The following is a 20,221-nucleotide window of genomic DNA, read 5'->3' on the forward strand; positions in this document are numbered from 1 at the left end:
AAGTCTCTTTCCGACCACATTGCTGCGGTTTTATACTGGTTTTTTTATCGTTAGCAGAAGGCTCTGCAGAGTTCAGTTAGCTAAGAAAGAGATGAGGTCCGGCGCGAATACCACGAATCTGCGACAGCCACAGTCCGCTGGCAAAGGTATTGATGGCCAAAGGCAAAGGCGCTGCAACGGCGTTACGATGAGCGGTATAAACCGGCTGATGCGTTAACAACGCATTGAGCGAATCGATTAAGGCATGTTTTTGTACTGCCAGCGGTAAGGCCTGTTCAACATCAGCCAGTCGCTGTGGCGTCAGCGCAAAAGAGAGGTGACGAATAACCGTGCGGATGGCGTGCTGATGCCAGTAATCGACGCTGAAGTTGGGTTTGCGTGCGCTTTCCAGCAGAGCAAGGCTGTTAAATCGCACGACATTGCCGATGGCCAGGCTTTTAGCGGGCGACTGGCGTAGGCTGTTTTGATCGGGATTCTGTGCGCTGGCAGCAGGCAGGCCCAAACTGGCCGCAACCATCCCCAGCAGGAGATGAGGCCAGAAATAGCGCTTACCCAATTGTCGCCAACGTTGAAAGATGCCGATCACTCTGTTCCACCAAGTCGATGCAGACTGCATCGCGCTGTTAAAGCCTGTTACTGTTGGCATGCACGGTGGCTTACCAACCTGAAATTAGGGGCAAATAGTATCATCAATGCGCAGCGTCGACATCTCAAGATATTAATCATAAAGCGGAATTAGCCAGATTATTGTTCAGCAAAGCAGCAGTTGATTAGGGCGGAGAGAATGGCGCAGGCGTTGACTAACAGACAATAAAAAACGACGGGTTCAGAGGCCGGAGAGAGGTTGCCCGTGAACCCGTCGTTCAGATGTTCAGGCTTATGCCAGAACTAAATTAGGTGCTTTAAATGCCAGTGGCAGTTCAGCTTCATCTTCGAAGGTTGCCCATTCCCAGGCTTCCTGCCTGGCCAGAACGGCCTGCAGTAATTTGTTGTTCAGCGCATGACCTGATTTAAAGGCGGTAAACGCGCCGATAATATTGTGGCCACACATGAACAGATCGCCAATGGCATCAAGCATTTTATGGCGAACAAATTCATCTTCGAAGCGCAAACCGTCTTCGTTTAATACGCGGAAATCGTCTACCACGATAGCGCAATCGAAACTGCCGCCCAGGCACAGACCACGTGATTGCAGGTATTCAATCTCACGCATAAAGCCAAAAGTGCGAGCCCGGCTGATCTGACGCATAAAAGATTCAGCAGAGAAATTCATCTGATAGCGCTGTGAGCTGGCATCAATTGCCGGGTGCTGGAAGTCGATAGTGAAATCGAGTGAAAAGCCGTTAAACGGTTTAATTTCAGCCCATTTATCACCATCTTCTACGCGCACCGCTTGTTTAACCCGTACGAATTTCTTCGCACTGTTAAGCTCTTCAACGCCTGCATCTAATAACAGATAAACGAAAGGTGCCGCACTGCCATCCATAATAGGAATTTCAGGCGCATCAACTTCCACAATGATGTTATCAATGCCTAAACCGGCCAAAGCCGCATTAAGATGCTCAACCGTTGAAATACGCACGCCTTCATCGTTCACCAGGCAAGTACTCAGCATGGTGTCGCGCACGTATTTTGCATCAGCCGGAAAATCAACCGGTGGATTCAAGTCAGTGCGACGATAGATGACCCCGGTGTTAGCCGGCGCAGGGCGCAACGTTAACATGACTTTTTTGCCGGTATGTAAACCAACCCCAGTCGCATTAACGATACGTTTCAATGTCCGTTGTTTGATCATCGCATTATCTCGCAAAATTACTCATCCGACCGCCAGTATACGTTACCAGCGGGCGAACACTTTAGCACAAAGAGCGGAGAAGCCCAATTCTCAGGTTATTCTTAATCAGCCTGCTTACGTAAAAACGCAGGAATATCAAGATAATCGGGTTCTTTATTGCTCTGAGCAGCCTGGTCATTGACGACTTTAGCAGCAGGTTTTTGCTCCTGCGGCAGCGGCGCCATACCATGTTGCTGGTAGCGATGATCCATTACCGGCTGGCTGGCTGGCTTGTTGGTCACCAGCGTGATTTCAGGGCGCTTGTCCATGCCAATACCGGTTGCGACCACGGTCACACGCAGTTCATCGTTCATCTCTGGATCCAGAGAGGTACCGATCACCACGGTTGCGTTGTCGGAAGCAAAGGCGCGGATAGTGTTACCTACGGTTTCGAACTCATCCAGACGCAGGTCGAAACCAGCGGTGATGTTAACCAGCACGCCGCGCGCACCAGACAGGTCGATATCTTCCAGCAGTGGGCTGGAGATTGCCATTTCAGCCGCTTCTTCAGCGCGATCTTCGCCACAGGCAACGCCAGAACCCATCATCGCGTAGCCCATTTCGGACATTACGGTGCGCACGTCAGCAAAGTCGACGTTCATCAGGCCAGGACGTGTAATCAGTTCAGCGATACCCTGTACCGCGCCTTTCAGCACGTCATTCGCCGCGCCAAATGCATCAAGCAGTGAGATGCCACGGCCAAGCACTTTAAGCAGCTTGTCGTTTGGAATGGTGATCAGGGAATCAACGTGCTTGGAAAGCTCAGCGATGCCTTGTTCAGCAAACGCCATACGTTTTTTGCCTTCGAAGTTAAAAGGCTTGGTGACCACCGCAACGGTAAGAATACCCAAATCTTTAGCGACTTCAGCTACAACAGGTGCTGCACCCGTACCGGTGCCGCCGCCCATACCAGCTGCAATAAACACCATGTCAGCGCCTTCAAGCGCCGCACGCAGGGCTTCACGATCTTCTTCTGCCGAATTGCGCCCTACTTCCGGATTCGCACCCGCGCCCAGACCTTTTGTAATGTTGTTACCGATCTGAATGGTCTGGCCAACTGCGGTTTTGCGCAATGCCTGCGCATCGGTGTTTACCGCGAAGAATTCCACACCTTCGATACGCTCGCGTACCATGTGCTCAACGGCATTGCCGCCGCCGCCGCCGACGCCGATGACTTTAATCACCGCGTCATTGGTTAATTCCATAGGTTCAAACATAATTTCTCTCCGTTATGTGCCTGTCGCCTGGAGATCATAAACAGTGCTTAGCATGATCTCCTTTTACTAAAATTAAAACTCTTTTTTTAGCCAGCTGTTAATCCGCTTAAACCAATTGCCAACTGACGCTCTTTTTTCCACTTCAGCCTCACCGTTAAGGTGCGACTCTTTTCCATAGTGCAGCAAGCCAACCGCCGTTGAGTAGTACGGCTCCTGCGCATAATCTGTTAGCCCGGTGATGTTCAAAGGCTGGCCAATACGCACCTGCGTATGGAACACACGCTGGGCGCATGCTGCCAAACCTTCAATCTGTGCTGCGCCGCCGGTAAGGACAATACCGGCCGCCAGATGGTGCTTAACACCCTGCTGACGGAGCTGTTCCTGCAGCTGCAAAATCTCTTCGTTTACTAAATTTAGCAACTCGGTGTAACGCGGCTCAATCACTTCTGCCAGCGTCTGCCGCTGAAGGCTGCGTGGCGGTCGTCCACCGACGCTCGGCACCTCAACGTTTTCATCTTTACCGACGATAGAGCCAAGCGCGCAACCATGGCGCACTTTAATCGCTTCAGCATCGGTTGGTGGCGTACCAAAAGCGTAAGCGATATCGCTGGTTACCACATTTCCTGCATAAGGAATGACTTTGGTATGACGCAGCGCGCCGCCGGTGTAGACCGCAATATCCATGGTGCCACCGCCAACGTCCACTACGCAGACACCTAACTCACGTTCATCTTCTGTCAGCACGGCAAAGCTGGAGGCCAGGCCGGCAAAAATAAGCTGATCCACTTTAAGGCCGCAACGCTCTACTGCCTTCACGATATTTTTCGCCATATCGTTGTGGCAGGTAATCAGGTGAACTTTGGCCTGCATACGCACGCCGGAGAGTCCCACCGGATTTTTGATGCCTTCCTGATAGTCGATCGCATATTCCTGAGGAATAACATGCAGGATACGATGCTCATCACGCACGCGTACCGATTTAGCGGTATGCACTACGTTTTCCACATCTTCCTGCGTCACTTCCTCTTCGGAAATCGGAACCATCCCGATTTCATTCTGGCAACTGATATGTTTACCCGATAATGCGAGGTAAACCGAAGAAATCTGGCAGTCTGCCATCAGTTCGGCCTGATCGATGGCGCGCTGAACGCATTTCACCACCGACTCAAGATCGTTTACGCCGCCTTTGTCCATACCGCGCGAAGGGCAACTGCCCACGCCAATAATATTGACCATACCATCGGGCAGAACTTCCCCAACCAGGGCGGCAACCTTCGCGGTGCCAATTTCGAGACCTACTACCAGCTTTCTGTCCGTTGCCTTGATCATTGTTGTTTAGCCTGTGCCTGATTCTGTTGCTGATGACTATCCTGTTGCTCAATAAATGCCGGAGCCCAGCCTACGGCAGCGCCAGAGTCATAACGCAAATCGACGTAGTCGATGCGTTTGCTCTCTGCGGTTGCCTGCTGTTGCAAAGCCGGATAGAGCTCAATAAATCGGTTCAAACGCTTCATGGTATCGCTGCGCCCCAGCTCAAGACGAATGTCGTCGCCGGTGACCAGTTGCCATGAGCGGCGCGCCGTCATAGAAGCCGCTTTTAACGTAAGCTTGTCCGCTTTAATCACCTGATCCATCTGATGATATCCGGCCAACACCTCTGACTCGCTGCCTTCCGGACCATAAAGCATCGGCAATGTTTCTTTGCCGACATGGCTGGCCGGTACGCTGAACGATTTCCCTTCAGCATCAACCATATGTAAATCATTCCAGCGCGCGACTGGCACGTATTCCACCAGATGAATCTTTAATTCGTCGGGCCACTGCTTGCGTACGCTAACCTGCTGAATCCAGGGTAAACGCTCAATCTGTTGCTGAATAACATCAACGTTCTGCGACATAAAGGTGCCCGGCGCGCCCAGCGCCAGAATCGCCTGTCGGATGTCATCATCTTTGGTGTAGTGAATTTTACCGGTCACCACCAGCTTCGACAGGGGCTGTCGCGAAGCATCGTTCATCCACTTCAACACCACAAAGCCGCCGAAGGCGATGGTGCCAAGCACCAACAGCAAAAAAATAATACCCGCCAGTCGCGAGCCATTGCTGCGACCGGTTCGCGCTTTTTTCTCCTGCGCTTCCTTATTCCTTACGTTCAAAGCCGCCTGGGACATATCAGTCGGCCAACTCCAGAATACGGGCGACCAGCGCGGAGAAACTCATTCCTGCCTGTTTTGCCGCCATTGGCACCAGACTATGGCTGGTCATGCCGGGCGACGTGTTCACTTCCAGCAGGTGGAAATTGCCAGCGCCGTCCATCATGACGTCAACCCGGCCCCAGCCGCTGCAGCCGAGCACGCGCCAGGCTTTCAGCACGATCGCTGCCAGTTCCGCTTCGCGTTCAGCCGATAAGCCGCTTGGGCAAAAATATTGCGTTTCATCAGAATGATATTTGGCTTCATAGTCATAAAACGTATTAGCAGTCTGGATACGAATAGAAGGTAGCAGCGTCTCACCCACAATGCTGACGGTATATTCCGCACCGCTCAGAAATTGCTCAATCAGCACTTCATCGTCATGCAAAAATGCATTATCGAGAGCCGCTGGCAGTGCCTCCTGCTCGTTTACCCGGCTGATACCGACACTTGATCCTTCGCGGCTCGGCTTAACAAACAGCGGCAAGCCCAGCGCAGAAATTTTTGCCGTGGTCTCTTCGGTGAGGCCTGTGTCCCACTCACTGCGCGACAGCATAATGTAAGGCGATACCGGCAACCCGGCACCCTGCCACAACAACTTAGTGCGCAGCTTGTCCATGCTGATCGCCGATGCCATTACGCCGCTGCCGGTGTAAGCAATGTTCAGAAATTCCAGCGCTGCCTGCAGCGTGCCATCTTCGCCACCGCGTCCGTGAAGAGCGATAAACGCCTTGTGATAGCCCTGCTCTTTCAGTTGCCATACCGGCACATCGCGAATATCAACCGCATGCGCATCAATACCCGCTTCTTTTAAGCCAGCGAGCACCGCATTACCGGAGTTGAGAGAAACTTCGCGCTCCGCAGACGTTCCACCCAACAATACTGCGACTTTCTCAGCCATGATGCTCCTCCTTAACCTGCGGAATCAGTTTATGTTCTGCCAGTGTACGGGCAATTTTACCAATGTTTCCCGCGCCCTGAACCATCACCAGATCGTTGCCGGAAAGCACCGGCGCCAGCATCGCGGCGACATCATCGTGATCGGGGACCAGAATCGGGTCAACTTTGCCACGACTGCGAATCGTCCGGCACAACGCCCGGCTATCAGCGCCAGGAATCGGGGTTTCGCCAGCGGAATAGACATCCAGCATCAGCAGCACATCCACCTGCGACAGCACGTTGGCAAAATCGTCGTAGAGATCGCGAGTACGCGTATAGCGATGCGGCTGAAAAATCATCACCAGTTTTTTCTCAGGCCAGCCCGCGCGGGCTGCTTTGATGGTGGCATCCACTTCGGTAGGGTGATGGCCGTAATCGTCCACCAGCATGGCAGAACCGGCACAGCCATTTACGACGTCGGTCGGAAACTCGCCCAGCACATCAAAGCGGCGTCCGGTACCCTGGAAGCTCTCCAGCGCGGCGAGGATATCTTCGTCTTCGATGCCCTCTTCGGTCGCTACAGCAACCGATGCCGCCGCATTAAGGGCGTTATGGCGGCCTGGCGCATTCAGCGTGACATCAAGACGCGGCTTATCGTGACGCACCAGCGAAAAATGGCCCTGTGCGCCATGCTGCTCATAGTTCTCGATACGAACATCGGCATCGTCACTGAAACCGTAAGTGGTAATGTGACGTCCGACGCGCGGAATCAATTCGCGGATGACCGCATCATCCACACACATTACCGCACGGCCGTAAAAAGGCAGGTTATGCAGGAAGTTAATAAAGGTCTGCTTTAAATTTTCGAAGTCGCCCTGGTAAGTATCCATATGATCGGCTTCGATATTGGTGACGATGGCCACCATCGGCTGCAGATGGAGAAAGGAAGCGTCACTTTCGTCTGCTTCTGCGATCAAATAGCGGCTGCTGCCTAAGCGCGCATGGGTGCCGGCGGCCTTAACCAATCCACCGTTTACAAAGGTCGGATCCAGTCCGCCTTCGGCATAAATGCTGGATACCATCGCGGTGGTAGTGGTTTTACCGTGCGTGCCGGCGACGGCAATGCCATGGCGATAACGCATCAGTTCAGCCAGCATTTCAGCGCGGCGAATCACCGGGATGCGCGCCTCACGGGCGGCAACAATTTCCGGGTTATCCTGCGAAACTGCACTGGAGATCACCACCACGCTCGCGCCCGAGACATTCTCCGGACGATGGTTAAAGAACACGGTCGCGCCCAGATTGATTAAATGCTGGGTTACCGCGTTGGGGGCTAAATCGGAGCCACTGATCTCGTAGCCTTCGTTAGCCAACACTTCAGCAATACCGCCCATGCCAGCACCACCGATGCCAACAAAATGGATGTGCCGGACGCGTCGCATCTCGGGCACGAAAGTACGCAGTTTTGCCAGTTGTTGTGTATTCATCTTTACCTGATTACCTGTTTCAGCATGTGCCTGAACGGCACAGGCCGGTATAACCGACCAGTTTAACGCGCTGCCTGCACGACTTCGCGGGCAACGCGTTCAGTTGCATCGGGAATCGCTACCTGACGCGCTTTTTCCGCCATCGTCAGTAACGTGGGGCGATCCCACTGCTTCAGTGTTTCTGCTACTCCAGTCGCATTGAACTGCGGCTGTTCATAAATTTTTGCAGCGCCCGCTTTTTCCAGCGGCAGCGCGTTCCAGTACTGCTGCCGATCCTTATGCAGGAAAGGCACAAAAATCGCCGGTAATCCTGCAGCGGCCACTTCGCTGACGGTGAGTGCGCCGGAGCGACAGACCACCACATCAGCCCAGGCATAGGCCGCGGCCATATCATCGATAAACTCGGTAATATTGTGCTGCGTTTGCCCCAGCTGCGCATAAGCATCAAGCACCACAGGCAGCGCACCCTTGCCAACCTGATGCCATATCGTTATCGCATCACCTAACTGCGCAGCGACCTGTGGTAAGGTTTGATTTAGCACGCGTGCGCCCTGACTGCCGCCTATTACCAGCACGCGGACAGGGCCGGTGCGACCGGCAAGGCGTACCGCCGGTAAAGGCAACGCCAGCACATCAGTACGTACCGGATTACCCACTACGTCAGCTTTCGCAAAGGCGCCAGGAAATGCCTGCAACACCGTGGTGGCAATTTTCGCCAGCCATTTGTTGGTTAAACCGGCAATGCCGTTCTGCTCGTGCAATACCACCGGCACGCCACAGCTCCAGGCGGCAAGGCCACCGGGGCCAGAAACATAACCGCCCATGCCCAGCACCACATCAGGCTTGTACGCCTTCATGATGGCGCGCGCCTGACGCCAGGCGTTAAAAATACGCACCGGTGCCGCCAGCAGCGCCTTAATACCTTTGCCGCGCAGGCCGCTGATACGGATGAAGTCGATCTCAATACCATGTTTAGGTACCAAATCCGCCTCCATACGGTCGGCGGTGCCCAGCCAGCGCACCTGCCAGCCTTGCGCCATCAGATGATGTGCCACGGCCAGACCGGGAAAAACATGCCCGCCGGTACCCCCTGCCATGACCATCAACCGCTTTCCACTCATCGTGCACCTCGGGTAAACGCCTGTGCTTTGGCCAGCCGCGTTTCATAATCAATACGTAACAGAAAAACAATTGCCGTCGACATAATAATCAGGCTCGAACCACCGTAGCTGATCAGCGGCAAAGTCAGGCCTTTGGTTGGCAACATGCCTGCGGCCGCGCCAACGTTAACCAGTGCCTGAAAGCTAAACCACACGCCGATGGAACAGGCGAGAAAACCGGCAAAACGCTGATCTAACTCCAGCGCACGACGGCCAATCGACATGGCACGAAAAGCGACGAAGAATACCATCAACAGTGCTAAAACCACACCGATATAACCGAGCTCTTCACCGATGATTGAGAAGATAAAATCGGTATGGGCCTCCGGCAGATATTCCAGCTTCTGCACTGAATTCCCCAGACCTTGTCCCCAGAACTCACCACGACCAAAAGCCATTAACGACTGTGTCAGCTGATAGCCGCTGCCGAAGGGATCTTCCCATGGATTCCAGAATGAGGTCACGCGGCGCATACGATAAGGTTCAGCAATAATCAGCAGGATCACGGCAAAGATGCCGGAGCCGATAATCGCCAAAAACTGCCACAGTTTGGCTCCCGCCAGGAAGAGCATGGCCAGCGTGGTCACAAACAGCACAACCACCGTACCGAGGTCAGGCTGAGCCAGCAGCAGCACTGCCAGCACCACCATCACGCCCATCGGTTTGCAGAAACCCCAGAAGTTATTACGTACTTCCTCAACCTTGCGCACCAGATAGCTGGCGAGATAGCAAAACAGCGACAGCTTGGAGAGTTCAGCTGGCTGGATACGTAAGGGGCCAAGGGCAATCCAGCGCGATGCACCGTTTACCGAGCTACCCACTACCAGCACCACCAGCAACATCAGCACCGTGACCAGCAGCATCATGTTGCTGTAGCGCTGCCAGAAATCCATCGGCACGCGCAACGTCACCAGCGCCATACCCAGCGCCAGAATCAGATAAAAAGCGTCGCGTTTGGCGAAGTAAAAAGCGTCGTCGTTGAGTCGCTGACCGACCGGCATCGATGCAGAGGTCACCATTACAAAGCCGATAATCGCCAGGCCAAAGGTCAGCCAAAGCAAAGTGCGATCGTACAACACCATGCTGGCGGTATCTTTTTCGCGGGTGCCCATCACCCACTCTTTCAGGCGGTTGGGCAGGCCTCCCGCCAGGCTTATGCCGGGAAATTTCATCAGCCTAACTCCCTTGCCAGCTGCGCGAACGCATCGCCGCGCTGTTCGAAATTGCGAAATTGGTCAAGGCTGGCGCAGGCCGGAGAGAGCAATACCATGTCACCGCTATGCACCTGCGATGCGATGGCCGTAACGGCCTGCTGTAGCGTATCGCAGCGTACGGAAATGTCCGGGCGCAGCGCAGCCAGTTGATCGCCATCGCGGCCAAAGGCGTAAACACGAATATTGTCGGCGGCTAAATAGGGAACGAGTGCAGAAAAGTCGGCCGATTTGCCGTCACCGCCAAGCAGCAGCCACAGCGTGCCTTTGACCTGCAGGCCCTGCAACGCCGCTTCGGTACTGCCGACGTTGGTAGCTTTAGAATCGTTGATCCAGCGCACACCGCGCTGTTCATGCACCAGTTGAAAGCGGTGCGGCAAGCCGGTAAAGGTCGTTAATGCTTTCAGGCTGGAGGCGCGCGGCAGGTTAACCGCATCGGCCAGCGCCAGCGCCGCCAGGGCATTGGTATAGTTATGCTGGCCCACCAGCTTCATCTCATCGCTGTTCAGCACCTTCTCGCCTTTAACCCGCAGCCAGGTACTGCCCTGCTGGCGATTAAGGTGATAATCGCCGACATCAATACCAAAGCTCACGCAGCGCTTATCCGCCCCGCGCACCGGCATAGTTAGCGCATCGTCAGCGTTGACGATGCAGACGTCGGCCTGCTCATAAATGCGCAGTTTGGCCGCACGGTATTGCTGCATCCCAAGCGGATAGCGATCCATATGATCTTCTGTCACGTTCAGAATGGTGGCCGCCGCCGCATGCAGGCTCCATGTGGTTTCCAGCTGAAAGCTCGACAGCTCAAGCACATACAGCTGAGCCGGGGTTTTTAGCAGGCTCAGCGCGGGCAAGCCGATGTTACCGCCCACGCCAACAGACCAGCCAGCAGCGCGGGCCATTTCACCGACCAGCGTGGTCACGGTACTTTTACCATTGGAGCCGGTGATCGCCACGATGGGCACCTGCGCTTCACGGCAAAAGAGCTCAATGTCGCCAATGATTTCAATCCCGGCATCCGCGGCTTCCATCAGCGCCGGGTGCGCCAGCGCCATACCGGGGCTGGCGATGATCAGATCGCTATTGAGCAACCAGCTGGGGTTCAAATCACCGGTATGGCATTCGACCGTTTCGGGCAGCTTATCGATACCAGGCGGCGCAATGCGGGTATCCATCACGCGCGGCGTCACGCCCTGCGCGAGGAAAAAATCCACACAGGAGAGCCCGGTAAGGCCTAACCCGATAATGACAACGTTTCTGCCCTGATAGTCAGCCATAATTAACGCACCTTCAGCGTAGCCAGGCCGATCAGCACCAGCATCAGCGAAATAATCCAGAAGCGCACGATGACGCGCGGCTCCGGCCAGCCTTTCAGCTCATAATGGTGATGAATAGGTGCCATGCGGAAAATACGCTGGCCGCGCAGCTTAAATGAGCCTACTTGCAGGATCACCGACAGCGTTTCCACCACGAAAACCCCACCCATGATCAGCAGTAAAAACTCCTGACGCAGCAGTACGGCAATCGTGCCCAGCGCGCCGCCCAGCGCCAGCGAGCCTACATCGCCCATGAAAACCTGAGCCGGATAGGTGTTAAACCACAGAAAACCGAGACCTGCGCCGACGATAGCCGTGCAGACGATCACCAGCTCACCCGCATGGCGCAGATAAGGAATGTGCAAATATTCCGCAAAGTTAACGTTACCGGTCGCCCAGGCTACCAGTGCAAAACCGGCAGCCACAAACACCGTTGGCATAATGGCGAGGCCATCCAGCCCATCGGTGAGGTTGACCGCGTTGCTGGTACCGACAATCACGAAGTACGCCAGCGCCACATAGAGCAGCCCCAACTGCGGCATAACATCCTTGAAAAAAGGCACAACCAGCTCGGTTGCGGGCGTATCCTTGCCAATGCTGTACATGCCAAACGCCATCACCAGCGCGATAACCGACTGCCAGAAATATTTCCAGCGTGCGATCAGCCCTTTGGTGTCTTTGCGTACGACCTTGCGATAATCATCTACAAAGCCAACGATGCCGTAGCCCACCAGCACAAACAGCACGCACCAGACGTACGGATTGGAAGGATAGGCCCACATCAGCACCGAAATGGTAATGGAGGCGAGGATCATGATGCCGCCCATGGTCGGCGTACCGCGCTTACTGAAATGCGATTCAGGACCATCGTTACGCACGACCTGGCCAATCTGCAGCTTTTGCAGCCAGGCGATCAGACGCGGGCCCATCCATAAGCAGAGGAACAGCGCGGTCAGCAGGCTGACAATGGCGCGAAACGTCAGGTAAGAAAAGACGTTAAAACCAGAATAGAAAACGACCAGATGCTCGGCCAGCCAGACTAACATGTTCCTTTCTCCTGTAAGCTCTGTACTACCTGCTCCATGGCGGCACTACGTGAACCTTTGATTAAAATGGTCATCGCCGCATGTTCGGACAATAAATTTCGTAAACGTTCAGTTAGGGCAGCTTTTTCGCTGAAATGTTCGCCAACGCCGCTGGTTTCGCTGATATCGCGACTTAATGTACCTACGCTAAGCACCTTATCGATACCGGCATCGCGCGCGGCCTGGCCGACGTCACGGTGACACTGCACCGACTGCTCACCCAGCTCAGCCATATCGCCCACCACAAAAACGCGATAGCCCGGCATATCAGCCAGCACATTCACCGCGGCGGTCATTGAGCCCACGTTGGCGTTATAGCTGTCGTCAAGAATCAGCTGTCCCGGCGTCAGCACCACTGGAAACAAACGGCCTGGCACTGCCTGCAACTGGCTCAGACCGGCCTGGATCGCGTCGAGCGGCGCATCAACTGCCAGCGCCAGCGCCGCGGCAGCCAGCGCATTAGCGATGTTGTGGCGACCAGGCAGCGGCAGCGTGATAGCAACCGCGCCACGCGGGGTATGCAGCGTAAAGCGGCTGCCCTGCGCAGTCATCTGCAGATCGCTGGTGTAAAACTCGCTGTTCTCACTGCCTTCAGCAGTGAAACGCCACAGCGTTTTGTCCGCCAGCTGCGGCTGCCAGCCTGATAAGTCATGGCTTTGCAGGTTAACAATGGCGATGCCTTTTTCGGGCAGACCGGCAAAAATTTCGCCTTTGGCTTTGGCCACGCCCGCGAGGGAACCGAAACCTTCAAGATGCGCCGCGGCAAGATTGTTGATCAGCGCCGCTTCCGGCGAAGTCAGTGCCGTGGTGTAAGCGATCTCGCCCTGATGATTAGCACCCAGTTCGATTACGGCGTATTGATGTTGCGGCGTCAGGCGCAACAGCGTCAACGGCACGCCGATGTCATTGTTCAGGTTGCCTGCGGTATAGAGCGTTTCGCCGCACTGGCGCAGAATCGCCGCGGTCATCTCTTTTACCGAAGTTTTGCCGGATGAGCCGGTTAACGCCACCACGCGTGCGCTGGCGTGCTGACGTACCCAGGCCGCAATCTGGCCCAGCGCAATGCGCGTATCGCTGACACGCACCTGAGGGATATCCGTAGAGAGGGGTCGACTCACTAATAACGCGGCAGCGCCCTGCCCTGCTGCCTGATCGATAAAGTCGTGCGCATCGAAGCGTTCGCCTGATAGCGCAATAAACAGAGAGCCCGCGGTGACTTTTCGCGTATCGGTGGTGACTTCGCTGATGCGCACGTTTTCGCCAATCAGCTCGCCGCCGGTGATAGCGGCCAGCGTCTCTAAACTGAAGGTAATCATGCAATCACTCCCAGCAGGCGCGCCACGGTCAGGCGGTCGGAATAGTCGAGTCGGCGATTGCCGACAATTTGATAATCTTCATGGCCTTTGCCAGCGACCAGCACAATGTCGTCAGGTTTGGCCTGCATGATGCTGTTAGTTACCGCCTGTGCCCGACCAGCAACGACGCGCGCGCGGCCCGGGTCAAGCAAGCCAGTGAGGATATCGTCCACTATCGCTTTGGGATCTTCGCCGCGCGGATTGTCGTCGGTGATCACCACAACATCGGCAAACTGCTCAGCAATCGCGCCCATCAGCGGACGTTTACCTTTGTCGCGATCGCCGCCGCAGCCAAACAGGCACCATAGCTGGCCTTTACAGTGCAAACGCGCCGCTTCAAGCGCTTTTTCCAGCGCATCTGGCGTATGGGCATAATCGACCACCACCACCGGCTTGCCTGGCGCGCTGAACACTTCCATACGCCCGCAGACCGGTTGCAGTTGGTTGCCAGTGGCGATCAACTGCGCAAGGGGATAATCAAGCGCCAGCAGCGTGGCCAACGCCAGCAGAAGATTGCTGACGTTAAACGCCCCCATCAGGCGGCTTTCGATTGTGCCTTCGCCCCAGCTTGAGGCAAATGCAACAGTCGCGCCGTTGTCGTGATAGCTCACCGCGGTGGCTTTTAACCAGCGACCGCGACAGCCCGGCTCGAGGTTTTCAGCCATGGTGACCGCAACCGCATCAGGCAGATTTTGCAACCAGCGAAAACCCGTTTCATCATCAGCGTTGATCACGGCGACGCCGACGCTGTGCTCAGAGAAGAGCAACCATTTAGCGGCTTCGTACTGCGCCATATCACCGTGATAATCGAGATGATCGCGACTGAGATTGGTGAACACGCCCGCGGAGAAAGGCAGCGCCGCAACGCGATGCTGTACCAGCCCGTGTGAAGAGACTTCCATTGCCGCCAGCGTCGCGCCGCGCTGTTGCAGGCTGTGCAACAGCTGCTGCACTTCAACCGCTGAACCGGTGGTGTTTTCAGCTGGCGTCAACTCGCCGTACAGGCCGTTGCCCACCGTGCCCATCACCGCACTGGTTTCACCCAACAGCTGCGCCCACTGCGCCAGCAGCTGCGTAGTCGTGGTTTTGCCATTGGTGCCGGTCACGCCAATCAGGCGCAGCTTATCGGCAGGCTGCTGGTAGAAGCGTCCCGCCAGCGCAGAAAGGCGCTGCTGCAGCTGAGCAAGATAGATAACCGGCACGCCATGCATGTCGCGGATATCTCCGTCTTCAGCTTCGCCTTCTGCTTCCGCGATGATCGCCGCCACGCCCTGGGCAATGGCTTGCGGAATAAAATGCCGACCATCAACGTGATGACCTGCGACTGCGACAAACAGATCGCCCGATGCCGCCGCGCGGCTATCAAGTGTCATGTCGCGAAGCGGACGCGATGGCGCGCCGCTTACCCACGGCGCCACCAGCTCGCGCAAGTTACGATCTGTCACTGGAACCCTCTTTAATGTTGTTCACCATTTCGCTTTTATCACCGCTCGGTAACGCATCAGGCTCAATGTTCATGGTGCGTAACACGCCGCCCATGATGGCACCAAACACCGGTGCCGATACCGCCCCGCCATAATATTTGCCTGCCTGTGGATCGTTAATCACCACCACCAGTGCAAAACGGGGCTGACTGGCAGGCGCAACGCCCGCGGTGTAAGCAATGTATTTGTTAACGTAACGACCATCCGGGCCAACTTTTTTCGCGGTACCGGTTTTGATCGCAATTCGGTAGCCCTTGATCGCAGCCTTCACGCCACCGCCGCCCGGTAAGGCTACGCTTTCCATCATATGCACCACGGTTTTCACCAGAGACTCGGGAAAAACACGTTCGCCGGCAACGGGCGGATCAACTTTAGTAATGGAGAGCGGACGATGTATGCCATAACTGCCGATGGTGGCGTAGACACGCGCTAACTGTAGCGGCGTTACCATTAGCCCGTAGCCAAAGGAGAAGGTGGCCCTCTCAATGTCAGACCACCGTTGTTTTTGCGGATATAAGCCACTGCTTTCCCCGACTAATCCCAGATTGGTCGCTTTCCCCAGTCCAAAACGTGAGTAAGTATCTACTAATGCTGAGGAGGGCATCGCTAACGCGAGTTTGGATACGCCCACGTTACTCGACTTCTGTAATACGCCGGTCAGGGTCAATTCGTTATAACGTGCCACGTCTTTGATCTCGTGACCATTTACCCGATAAGGCACGGTGTGCAGCACGCTGTTCTCTTTCACTACGCCACGCTGCAGCGCCGCCATGACCACCATCGGTTTGACCGTCGAGCCAGGCTCGAAGATGTCGGTGATGGCCCGGTTACGCATCACATCTTTTGGCGTGTTGCTGAGATTATTAGGGTTGTACGCAGGGCTGTTGGCCATCGCCAGGACTTCGCCGGTGTTCACATCAACCAGTACCGCGGTGCCCGATTCTGCTTTGTTAAAGGCGACGGCATTATTGAGTTCGCGATAGACGAGAGCCTGCAGGCGTTCATCGATACTGAGCGTCAGGTTATGGGCTGCCTGGCTGTCGACCGATGAAACATCTTCAATCACCCGACCAAAGCGATCTTTACGCACGGTGCGTTCGCCCGGCTGGCCGGTCAGCCACTTATCAAAGCTCTTTTCAACGCCTTCAATGCCCTGCCCGTCGATATTGGTAAAGCCAATCAGGTGTGAGGTGACCTGCCCGGCCGGATAATAGCGGCGTGACTCTTCGCGCAGATGAATGCCCGGCAACTTCAGTTTCTTGATGTAGTCGCCGATGGCGGGATTGATTTGACGCGCCAGATAAACGAAGCGCCCTTTTGGATTCGCATTAACGCGGCTTGCCAGTTGATCGAGCGGAATAGAGAGCGCATCGGAAAGCGCCTTCCAGCGGCTGTCCAGCGTGATGCCGCCGCGATCGTGTAACTCTTTTGGATCGGCCCAGATGGCGTTTACCGGCACGCTCACCGCCAGCGGCCGTCCGGCGCGATCGCTGATCATGCCGCGAGCCGTTGGCACCGCCTGCACGCGCAGGGAGCGCATATCGCCTTCGCGAACCAGCCGATCGGGATTAATCACCTGCAGATAGGCTACGCGCAACAACAGGCCAACCAGCGCCAGAAGAATACAGCCGCACAGCAACGCAAAACGCCAGCTTACAAAGCTGGCTTTATCTTCCGGTTTCTTCAATTTCAGCGTGCGTTTCCCGGCGCTCATTGAATCGGGTATTCCTTATTGCTGAACAATAATATTTTCCTGTGCTGGATCAACATGTTGAAGATGAAGCTTATCCGTCGCGGTGCGCTCGACCCGACTGTGGTCGCCCAGCGCGTTCTCTTCAAGGATCAGGTTACGCCACTCAATATCCAGAGCGTCACGCTCTAGCACCAGCTGCTCGCGCTGGGCAGTTAACAGGCGCGTTTTATGCGCCGTGGTCACTACCAGCACTGCCGATACCAGCACCGCGATCAGCGTAATTACCGGAATTTTGCCGTGACGCAGCAGATCGCCGCCAATCACGCCTGGCAGGCTGTGGCGCTCGTTGCCAATCATGCGTCGGTCCTTTCCGCAATACGCAGCACCGAACTGCGCGCACGCGGATTCTCCGCCACTTCACTTTCGCCTGGCATCATTTTGCCTAACGCTTTCAAGCCGCGACCACCCATCTTTTGCAGCTGCGCTTCGGTCAGCGGTAAGCCGGCCGGCACCTGTGGACCGCGACTCTGTTCGCGCATAAAACGCTTCACGATGCGATCTTCCAGCGAATGGAAACTGATAACGGATAATCTGCCCTGTGGCGCCAGCACATCAAGCGCACCTTTAAGCGCCCTTTCAATCTCTTCCAGCTCGCTGTTTACCCAGATACGTATCGCCTGGAAACTGCGGGTCGCCGGATGTTTGAACTTATCCTTCACCGGCGTGGCAACGTAGATAACTTCGGCCAGTTCTTTGGTACGTGTCATTGGCTGTTCGCGATTACGCTCAACGATGGCGCGCGCAATTCGCTTAGCAAAGCGTTCTTCGCCAAAGGTTTTCAGCACAAAGGCGATATCTGCTTCATCAGCCTTCAACAGCCATTCTGCGGCGGATACTCCGCGAGAAGGATCCATGCGCATGTCCAGCGGGCCGTCACGCATAAAGGAGAAGCCGCGTTCTGCATCGTCGAGCTGCGGCGAGGAGACGCCGAGATCCAGCAAAATGCCGTCAATGTTGCCGCGTAAGCCGCGTTCATCGACATAATCGCTTAACTGAGAGAAAGGCCCGTGTACGATGGAAAACCGGGGATCATTGATTAATGCGGCGGCGGCAATCGCTTCAGGGTCGCGATCGATAGCAATCAAGCGTCCCTGTTCACCTAAATGAGAAAGGATCAGGCGTGAATGACCACCGCGCCCGAAAGTGCCGTCAATGTAAATACCGTCTGCTTTGATGTTAAGACCGTTAACTGCCTCATCCAAGAGCACCGTGGTGTGTTTGTAATTTTCCTGCATAGCTATAGCGACAAATCCTGCAATCGATCAGATAGTGGGTCCTGCGCCGACTGCTCAGCGTCAATATCATCCTTGACTTGTTGATACCAGGTCTGTTCATCCCACAGTTCAAACTTGTTGAACTGGCCAACCAGCATCACTTCTTTGGTCAGTCGTGCATGTTGGCGAAGCGTATTCGCTAACAATAAACGGCCTGCATTATCCATCTGACATTCGCTGGCATGCCCCAATAACAGACGCTGCACACGGCGTTCTGCGGGATTCATGCTGGATAAGCGAGACAGCTTTCGTTCGATAATTTCCCATTCGGGCAGGGTATAAAGCAGCAGGCAAGGCTGATGGAGGTCAATGGTGCAAACCATTTGTCCCTGCGATTCGGCGCTCAGCGTGTCGCGATAGCGAACAGGAACGGCAAACCGTCCTTTACTGTCGAGATTGACTAACGTTGCCCCACGGAACATGCCAACCACGCCCTCACTGTTTTTACCACTTTATCCCACAAATACCCACGAGAGGAGTTTACGGAGCCGGGGAAATCATTGTCAAGCCGCAGCGCGGGCCGCAAACAATTATTTCCTGTATTTAAAAGCGGGCCATTTTAGAAAGGGTTCGCAAAATGGCTTTTTGAGGAAAATTAACCTGATGAATAATGACGTAAAAATTTCAGCTGCTCGTTAAATAGCCGAAAACATTTCTGGCAGGAAATATCTTATTACATCGATGATGTTGTGAGAGTCACTGCATTTTAGGGTATTTCTGAACGCACTTTCGCCGTCTGAGAGCACGCCAGGCAGGCATTCTGTCTGAATTGTCTTGTTGGCAAAAATTTAATCGCTGACGCCACTGCGCAATGTTTACTTTTATTTACCGGAGAAATGAGCGGAAGATCATTTTTCCTGCGCGCTATACCTGGAATTAAATACAGGCAGCATGGCCGCCTGTATTTAATTACGCCATTTTTCGATTTAATTTGCCGCGTCGAAATAAATTCCGGCGAATGCGTGTCAGCCCGGGCTTGGGTTTTTTCGGCTCATCCAGACTGGCTAATACCAGCTCCAGCACGCGCTCAGCAACGTCGCGATGACGCTGCGCCACCGCCAGTACCGGACAGTCGAGGAAATCGAGCAGTTCATGATCGCCGAAGGTGGCAATCGCCAGATCCGTTGGCAGCCGCCCTTCGCGTCGCAGGGTCACATCCATCACGCCCTGTAGCAAGCCAAAGGAGGTGGTGAAGAGCGCGTCCGGCATCGCATGCGTTTCCAGCCAGCCTTCGAAAGCCGCCGCCGCAGCGCTACGCTCAAAACTGTTAACGTAAAGGTAATCGATCGGCCGCGTATCGTCTTTCCAGGCTTCGCGAAACCCTTGCTCACGCAGGTAGCTAACCGACAGTTCAGGCAGCGCGCCAAGATAAAGCACATTGTTCAGCGGAAGCTGACGCAATTCAGCCGCCAGTGCCTGGGAGTCATCCTGATCGGCTCCTACCACGCTGGTGAAGTGCTCACGATCCAGCGCGCGGTCTAACGCCACAATCGGCAGCGGATCGTTGATCCAGCGCTGGTAGAAAGGATGTTCAGGCGGTAACGACGTTGAAACGATAATGGCATCAACCTGACGCTGCAGCAGATGCTCAACGCAGCGCATTTCGTTGTCAGGCTGATCCTCAGAACAGGCAATCAACAATTGATAACCGCGCTGCCGTGCCTGGCGCTCAAGGTAGTTGGCAATGCGCGTATAGCTGGTGTTTTCCAGATCGGGGATCACTAAGCCAATGGAGCGGGTTCGTCCGGCGCGTAATCCTGCGGCCACCGCATTGGGATGATAATTATGCTCACGCACCACCGCCATCACCTTCTCAACGGTTTTTTCGCTGACACGATACTGCCGCGCTTTGCCATTTATGACGTAGCTGGCAGTGGTGCGCGAGACACCGGCCAGGCGCGCGATTTCATCCAGTTTCACTTTAACCTCATTCTTTTGCCACTCGCTGACGCAGAAACAATAGCCTCACGCGGGTTA

The 20,221-nt window shown here is 55.0% G+C and carries 18 protein-coding genes; all 18 read right to left on the minus strand.

Annotated elements, in window-relative coordinates; translation table 11 throughout:
* Nucleotides 1-76: 76 nt before the first annotated feature.
* The 18 genes from secM to cra all read right to left on the minus strand — a co-directional run bounded on the left by secM (nucleotide 77) and on the right by cra (nucleotide 20,164).
* Nucleotides 77-586 (minus strand): secA translation cis-regulator SecM, encoded by a 510-nt coding sequence (gene secM, locus ACJY2L_RS10375; RefSeq protein WP_187485919.1) that lies wholly within the window; start codon nucleotides 584-586, stop codon nucleotides 77-79.
* Nucleotides 587-877: 291 nt separating this feature from the next.
* Nucleotides 878-1,795, minus strand: coding sequence for a UDP-3-O-acyl-N-acetylglucosamine deacetylase (gene lpxC / locus ACJY2L_RS10380; RefSeq protein ID WP_067427969.1), 918 nt, complete (start codon nucleotides 1,793-1,795; stop codon nucleotides 878-880).
* A gap of 101 nt (nucleotides 1,796-1,896) precedes the next feature.
* The gene (gene ftsZ, locus ACJY2L_RS10385) at nucleotides 1,897-3,051 is read right to left on the minus strand and encodes a cell division protein FtsZ (protein WP_067427967.1); all 1,155 of its coding nucleotides are present in this window, start codon (nucleotides 3,049-3,051) and stop codon (nucleotides 1,897-1,899) included.
* A gap of 72 nt (nucleotides 3,052-3,123) precedes the next feature.
* Nucleotides 3,124-4,380 (minus strand): cell division protein FtsA, encoded by a 1,257-nt coding sequence (ftsA, locus tag ACJY2L_RS10390; RefSeq protein ID WP_067427965.1) that lies wholly within the window; start codon nucleotides 4,378-4,380, stop codon nucleotides 3,124-3,126.
* Nucleotides 4,377-5,219: a cell division protein FtsQ gene (gene ftsQ, locus ACJY2L_RS10395; protein WP_067427963.1), complete on the minus strand. Its 843-nt coding sequence runs from the start codon at nucleotides 5,217-5,219 to the stop codon at nucleotides 4,377-4,379. The genes ftsA and ftsQ overlap by 4 nt, the downstream gene beginning before the upstream one ends.
* Nucleotide 5,220: 1 nt before the next feature.
* Nucleotides 5,221-6,141: a D-alanine--D-alanine ligase gene (locus ACJY2L_RS10400; protein WP_439213605.1), complete on the minus strand. Its 921-nt coding sequence runs from the start codon at nucleotides 6,139-6,141 to the stop codon at nucleotides 5,221-5,223.
* Nucleotides 6,134-7,606: a UDP-N-acetylmuramate--L-alanine ligase gene (gene murC, locus ACJY2L_RS10405; RefSeq protein WP_439213606.1), complete on the minus strand. Its 1,473-nt coding sequence runs from the start codon at nucleotides 7,604-7,606 to the stop codon at nucleotides 6,134-6,136. The genes ACJY2L_RS10400 and murC overlap by 8 nt, the downstream gene beginning before the upstream one ends.
* Nucleotides 7,607-7,668: 62 nt before the next feature.
* Complete coding sequence (murG, locus tag ACJY2L_RS10410) at nucleotides 7,669-8,727, minus strand: undecaprenyldiphospho-muramoylpentapeptide beta-N-acetylglucosaminyltransferase (protein WP_439213607.1); 1,059 nt, start codon at nucleotides 8,725-8,727, stop codon at nucleotides 7,669-7,671.
* Nucleotides 8,724-9,938: a cell division protein FtsW gene (gene ftsW, locus ACJY2L_RS10415; protein ID WP_067427957.1), complete on the minus strand. Its 1,215-nt coding sequence runs from the start codon at nucleotides 9,936-9,938 to the stop codon at nucleotides 8,724-8,726. Before ftsW ends, murG begins: the two co-directional genes overlap by 4 nt.
* Complete coding sequence (gene murD / locus ACJY2L_RS10420) at nucleotides 9,938-11,254, minus strand: UDP-N-acetylmuramoyl-L-alanine--D-glutamate ligase (RefSeq protein WP_439213609.1); 1,317 nt, start codon at nucleotides 11,252-11,254, stop codon at nucleotides 9,938-9,940. The genes ftsW and murD overlap by 1 nt, the downstream gene beginning before the upstream one ends.
* A gap of 2 nt (nucleotides 11,255-11,256) precedes the next feature.
* Nucleotides 11,257-12,339 (minus strand): phospho-N-acetylmuramoyl-pentapeptide-transferase, encoded by a 1,083-nt coding sequence (gene mraY / locus ACJY2L_RS10425; protein WP_067427953.1) that lies wholly within the window; start codon nucleotides 12,337-12,339, stop codon nucleotides 11,257-11,259.
* Nucleotides 12,333-13,694 carry a UDP-N-acetylmuramoyl-tripeptide--D-alanyl-D-alanine ligase gene (gene murF / locus ACJY2L_RS10430; RefSeq protein ID WP_439213610.1) on the minus strand — a complete coding sequence of 454 codons (1,362 nt, stop codon included), beginning with the start codon at nucleotides 13,692-13,694 and terminating at the stop codon, nucleotides 12,333-12,335. The genes mraY and murF overlap by 7 nt, the downstream gene beginning before the upstream one ends.
* Nucleotides 13,691-15,178: a UDP-N-acetylmuramoyl-L-alanyl-D-glutamate--2,6-diaminopimelate ligase gene (gene murE / locus ACJY2L_RS10435; RefSeq protein ID WP_225700997.1), complete on the minus strand. Its 1,488-nt coding sequence runs from the start codon at nucleotides 15,176-15,178 to the stop codon at nucleotides 13,691-13,693. Before murE ends, murF begins: the two co-directional genes overlap by 4 nt.
* The gene (locus ACJY2L_RS10440; protein ID WP_067427948.1) at nucleotides 15,165-16,931 is read right to left on the minus strand and encodes a peptidoglycan glycosyltransferase FtsI; all 1,767 of its coding nucleotides are present in this window, start codon (nucleotides 16,929-16,931) and stop codon (nucleotides 15,165-15,167) included. Before ACJY2L_RS10440 ends, murE begins: the two co-directional genes overlap by 14 nt.
* Before the next feature lie 15 nt (nucleotides 16,932-16,946).
* Complete coding sequence (gene ftsL, locus ACJY2L_RS10445; protein WP_067427946.1) at nucleotides 16,947-17,267, minus strand: cell division protein FtsL; 321 nt, start codon at nucleotides 17,265-17,267, stop codon at nucleotides 16,947-16,949.
* Nucleotides 17,264-18,205 carry a 16S rRNA (cytosine(1402)-N(4))-methyltransferase RsmH gene (rsmH, locus tag ACJY2L_RS10450; RefSeq protein WP_067427945.1) on the minus strand — a complete coding sequence of 314 codons (942 nt, stop codon included), beginning with the start codon at nucleotides 18,203-18,205 and terminating at the stop codon, nucleotides 17,264-17,266. Before rsmH ends, ftsL begins: the two co-directional genes overlap by 4 nt.
* 2 nt (nucleotides 18,206-18,207) lie before the next feature.
* Nucleotides 18,208-18,666 carry a division/cell wall cluster transcriptional repressor MraZ gene (gene mraZ / locus ACJY2L_RS10455; protein WP_187485861.1) on the minus strand — a complete coding sequence of 153 codons (459 nt, stop codon included), beginning with the start codon at nucleotides 18,664-18,666 and terminating at the stop codon, nucleotides 18,208-18,210.
* A gap of 487 nt (nucleotides 18,667-19,153) precedes the next feature.
* Nucleotides 19,154-20,164 (minus strand): catabolite repressor/activator, encoded by a 1,011-nt coding sequence (cra, locus tag ACJY2L_RS10460; RefSeq protein WP_187487603.1) that lies wholly within the window; start codon nucleotides 20,162-20,164, stop codon nucleotides 19,154-19,156.
* Nucleotides 20,165-20,221: the final 57 nt, after the last annotated feature.

The organism is Duffyella sp. Ts4, assembly GCF_051851875.1.
GTDB classification, from domain to species: Bacteria; Pseudomonadota; Gammaproteobacteria; order Enterobacterales; family Enterobacteriaceae; genus Duffyella; species Duffyella gerundensis.

What these genes read in the sequence shown, in the direction of transcription:
- lpxC (WP_067427969.1), bottom strand. Translation starts at nt 1,795, where the DNA reads ATGATCAAACAACGGACATTGAAACGTATCGTTAATGCGACTGGGGTT.
- ftsZ (WP_067427967.1), bottom strand. Translation starts at nt 3,051, where the DNA reads ATGTTTGAACCTATGGAATTAACCAATGACGCGGTGATTAAAGTCATC.
- ftsA (WP_067427965.1), bottom strand. Translation starts at nt 4,380, where the DNA reads ATGATCAAGGCAACGGACAGAAAGCTGGTAGTAGGTCTCGAAATTGGC.
- ftsQ (WP_067427963.1), bottom strand. Translation starts at nt 5,219, where the DNA reads ATGTCCCAGGCGGCTTTGAACGTAAGGAATAAGGAAGCGCAGGAGAAA.
- ACJY2L_RS10400 (WP_439213605.1), bottom strand. Translation starts at nt 6,141, where the DNA reads ATGGCTGAGAAAGTCGCAGTATTGTTGGGTGGAACGTCTGCGGAGCGC.
- murC (WP_439213606.1), bottom strand. Translation starts at nt 7,606, where the DNA reads ATGAATACACAACAACTGGCAAAACTGCGTACTTTCGTGCCCGAGATG.
- murG (WP_439213607.1), bottom strand. Translation starts at nt 8,727, where the DNA reads ATGAGTGGAAAGCGGTTGATGGTCATGGCAGGGGGTACCGGCGGGCAT.
- ftsW (WP_067427957.1), bottom strand. Translation starts at nt 9,938, where the DNA reads ATGAAATTTCCCGGCATAAGCCTGGCGGGAGGCCTGCCCAACCGCCTG.
- murD (WP_439213609.1), bottom strand. Translation starts at nt 11,254, where the DNA reads ATGGCTGACTATCAGGGCAGAAACGTTGTCATTATCGGGTTAGGCCTT.
- mraY (WP_067427953.1), bottom strand. Translation starts at nt 12,339, where the DNA reads ATGTTAGTCTGGCTGGCCGAGCATCTGGTCGTTTTCTATTCTGGTTTT.
- murF (WP_439213610.1), bottom strand. Translation starts at nt 13,694, where the DNA reads ATGATTACCTTCAGTTTAGAGACGCTGGCCGCTATCACCGGCGGCGAG.
- ACJY2L_RS10440 (WP_067427948.1), bottom strand. Translation starts at nt 16,931, where the DNA reads ATGAGCGCCGGGAAACGCACGCTGAAATTGAAGAAACCGGAAGATAAA.
- ftsL (WP_067427946.1), bottom strand. Translation starts at nt 17,267, where the DNA reads ATGATTGGCAACGAGCGCCACAGCCTGCCAGGCGTGATTGGCGGCGAT.
- rsmH (WP_067427945.1), bottom strand. Translation starts at nt 18,205, where the DNA reads ATGCAGGAAAATTACAAACACACCACGGTGCTCTTGGATGAGGCAGTT.
- mraZ (WP_187485861.1), bottom strand. Translation starts at nt 18,666, where the DNA reads ATGTTCCGTGGGGCAACGTTAGTCAATCTCGACAGTAAAGGACGGTTT.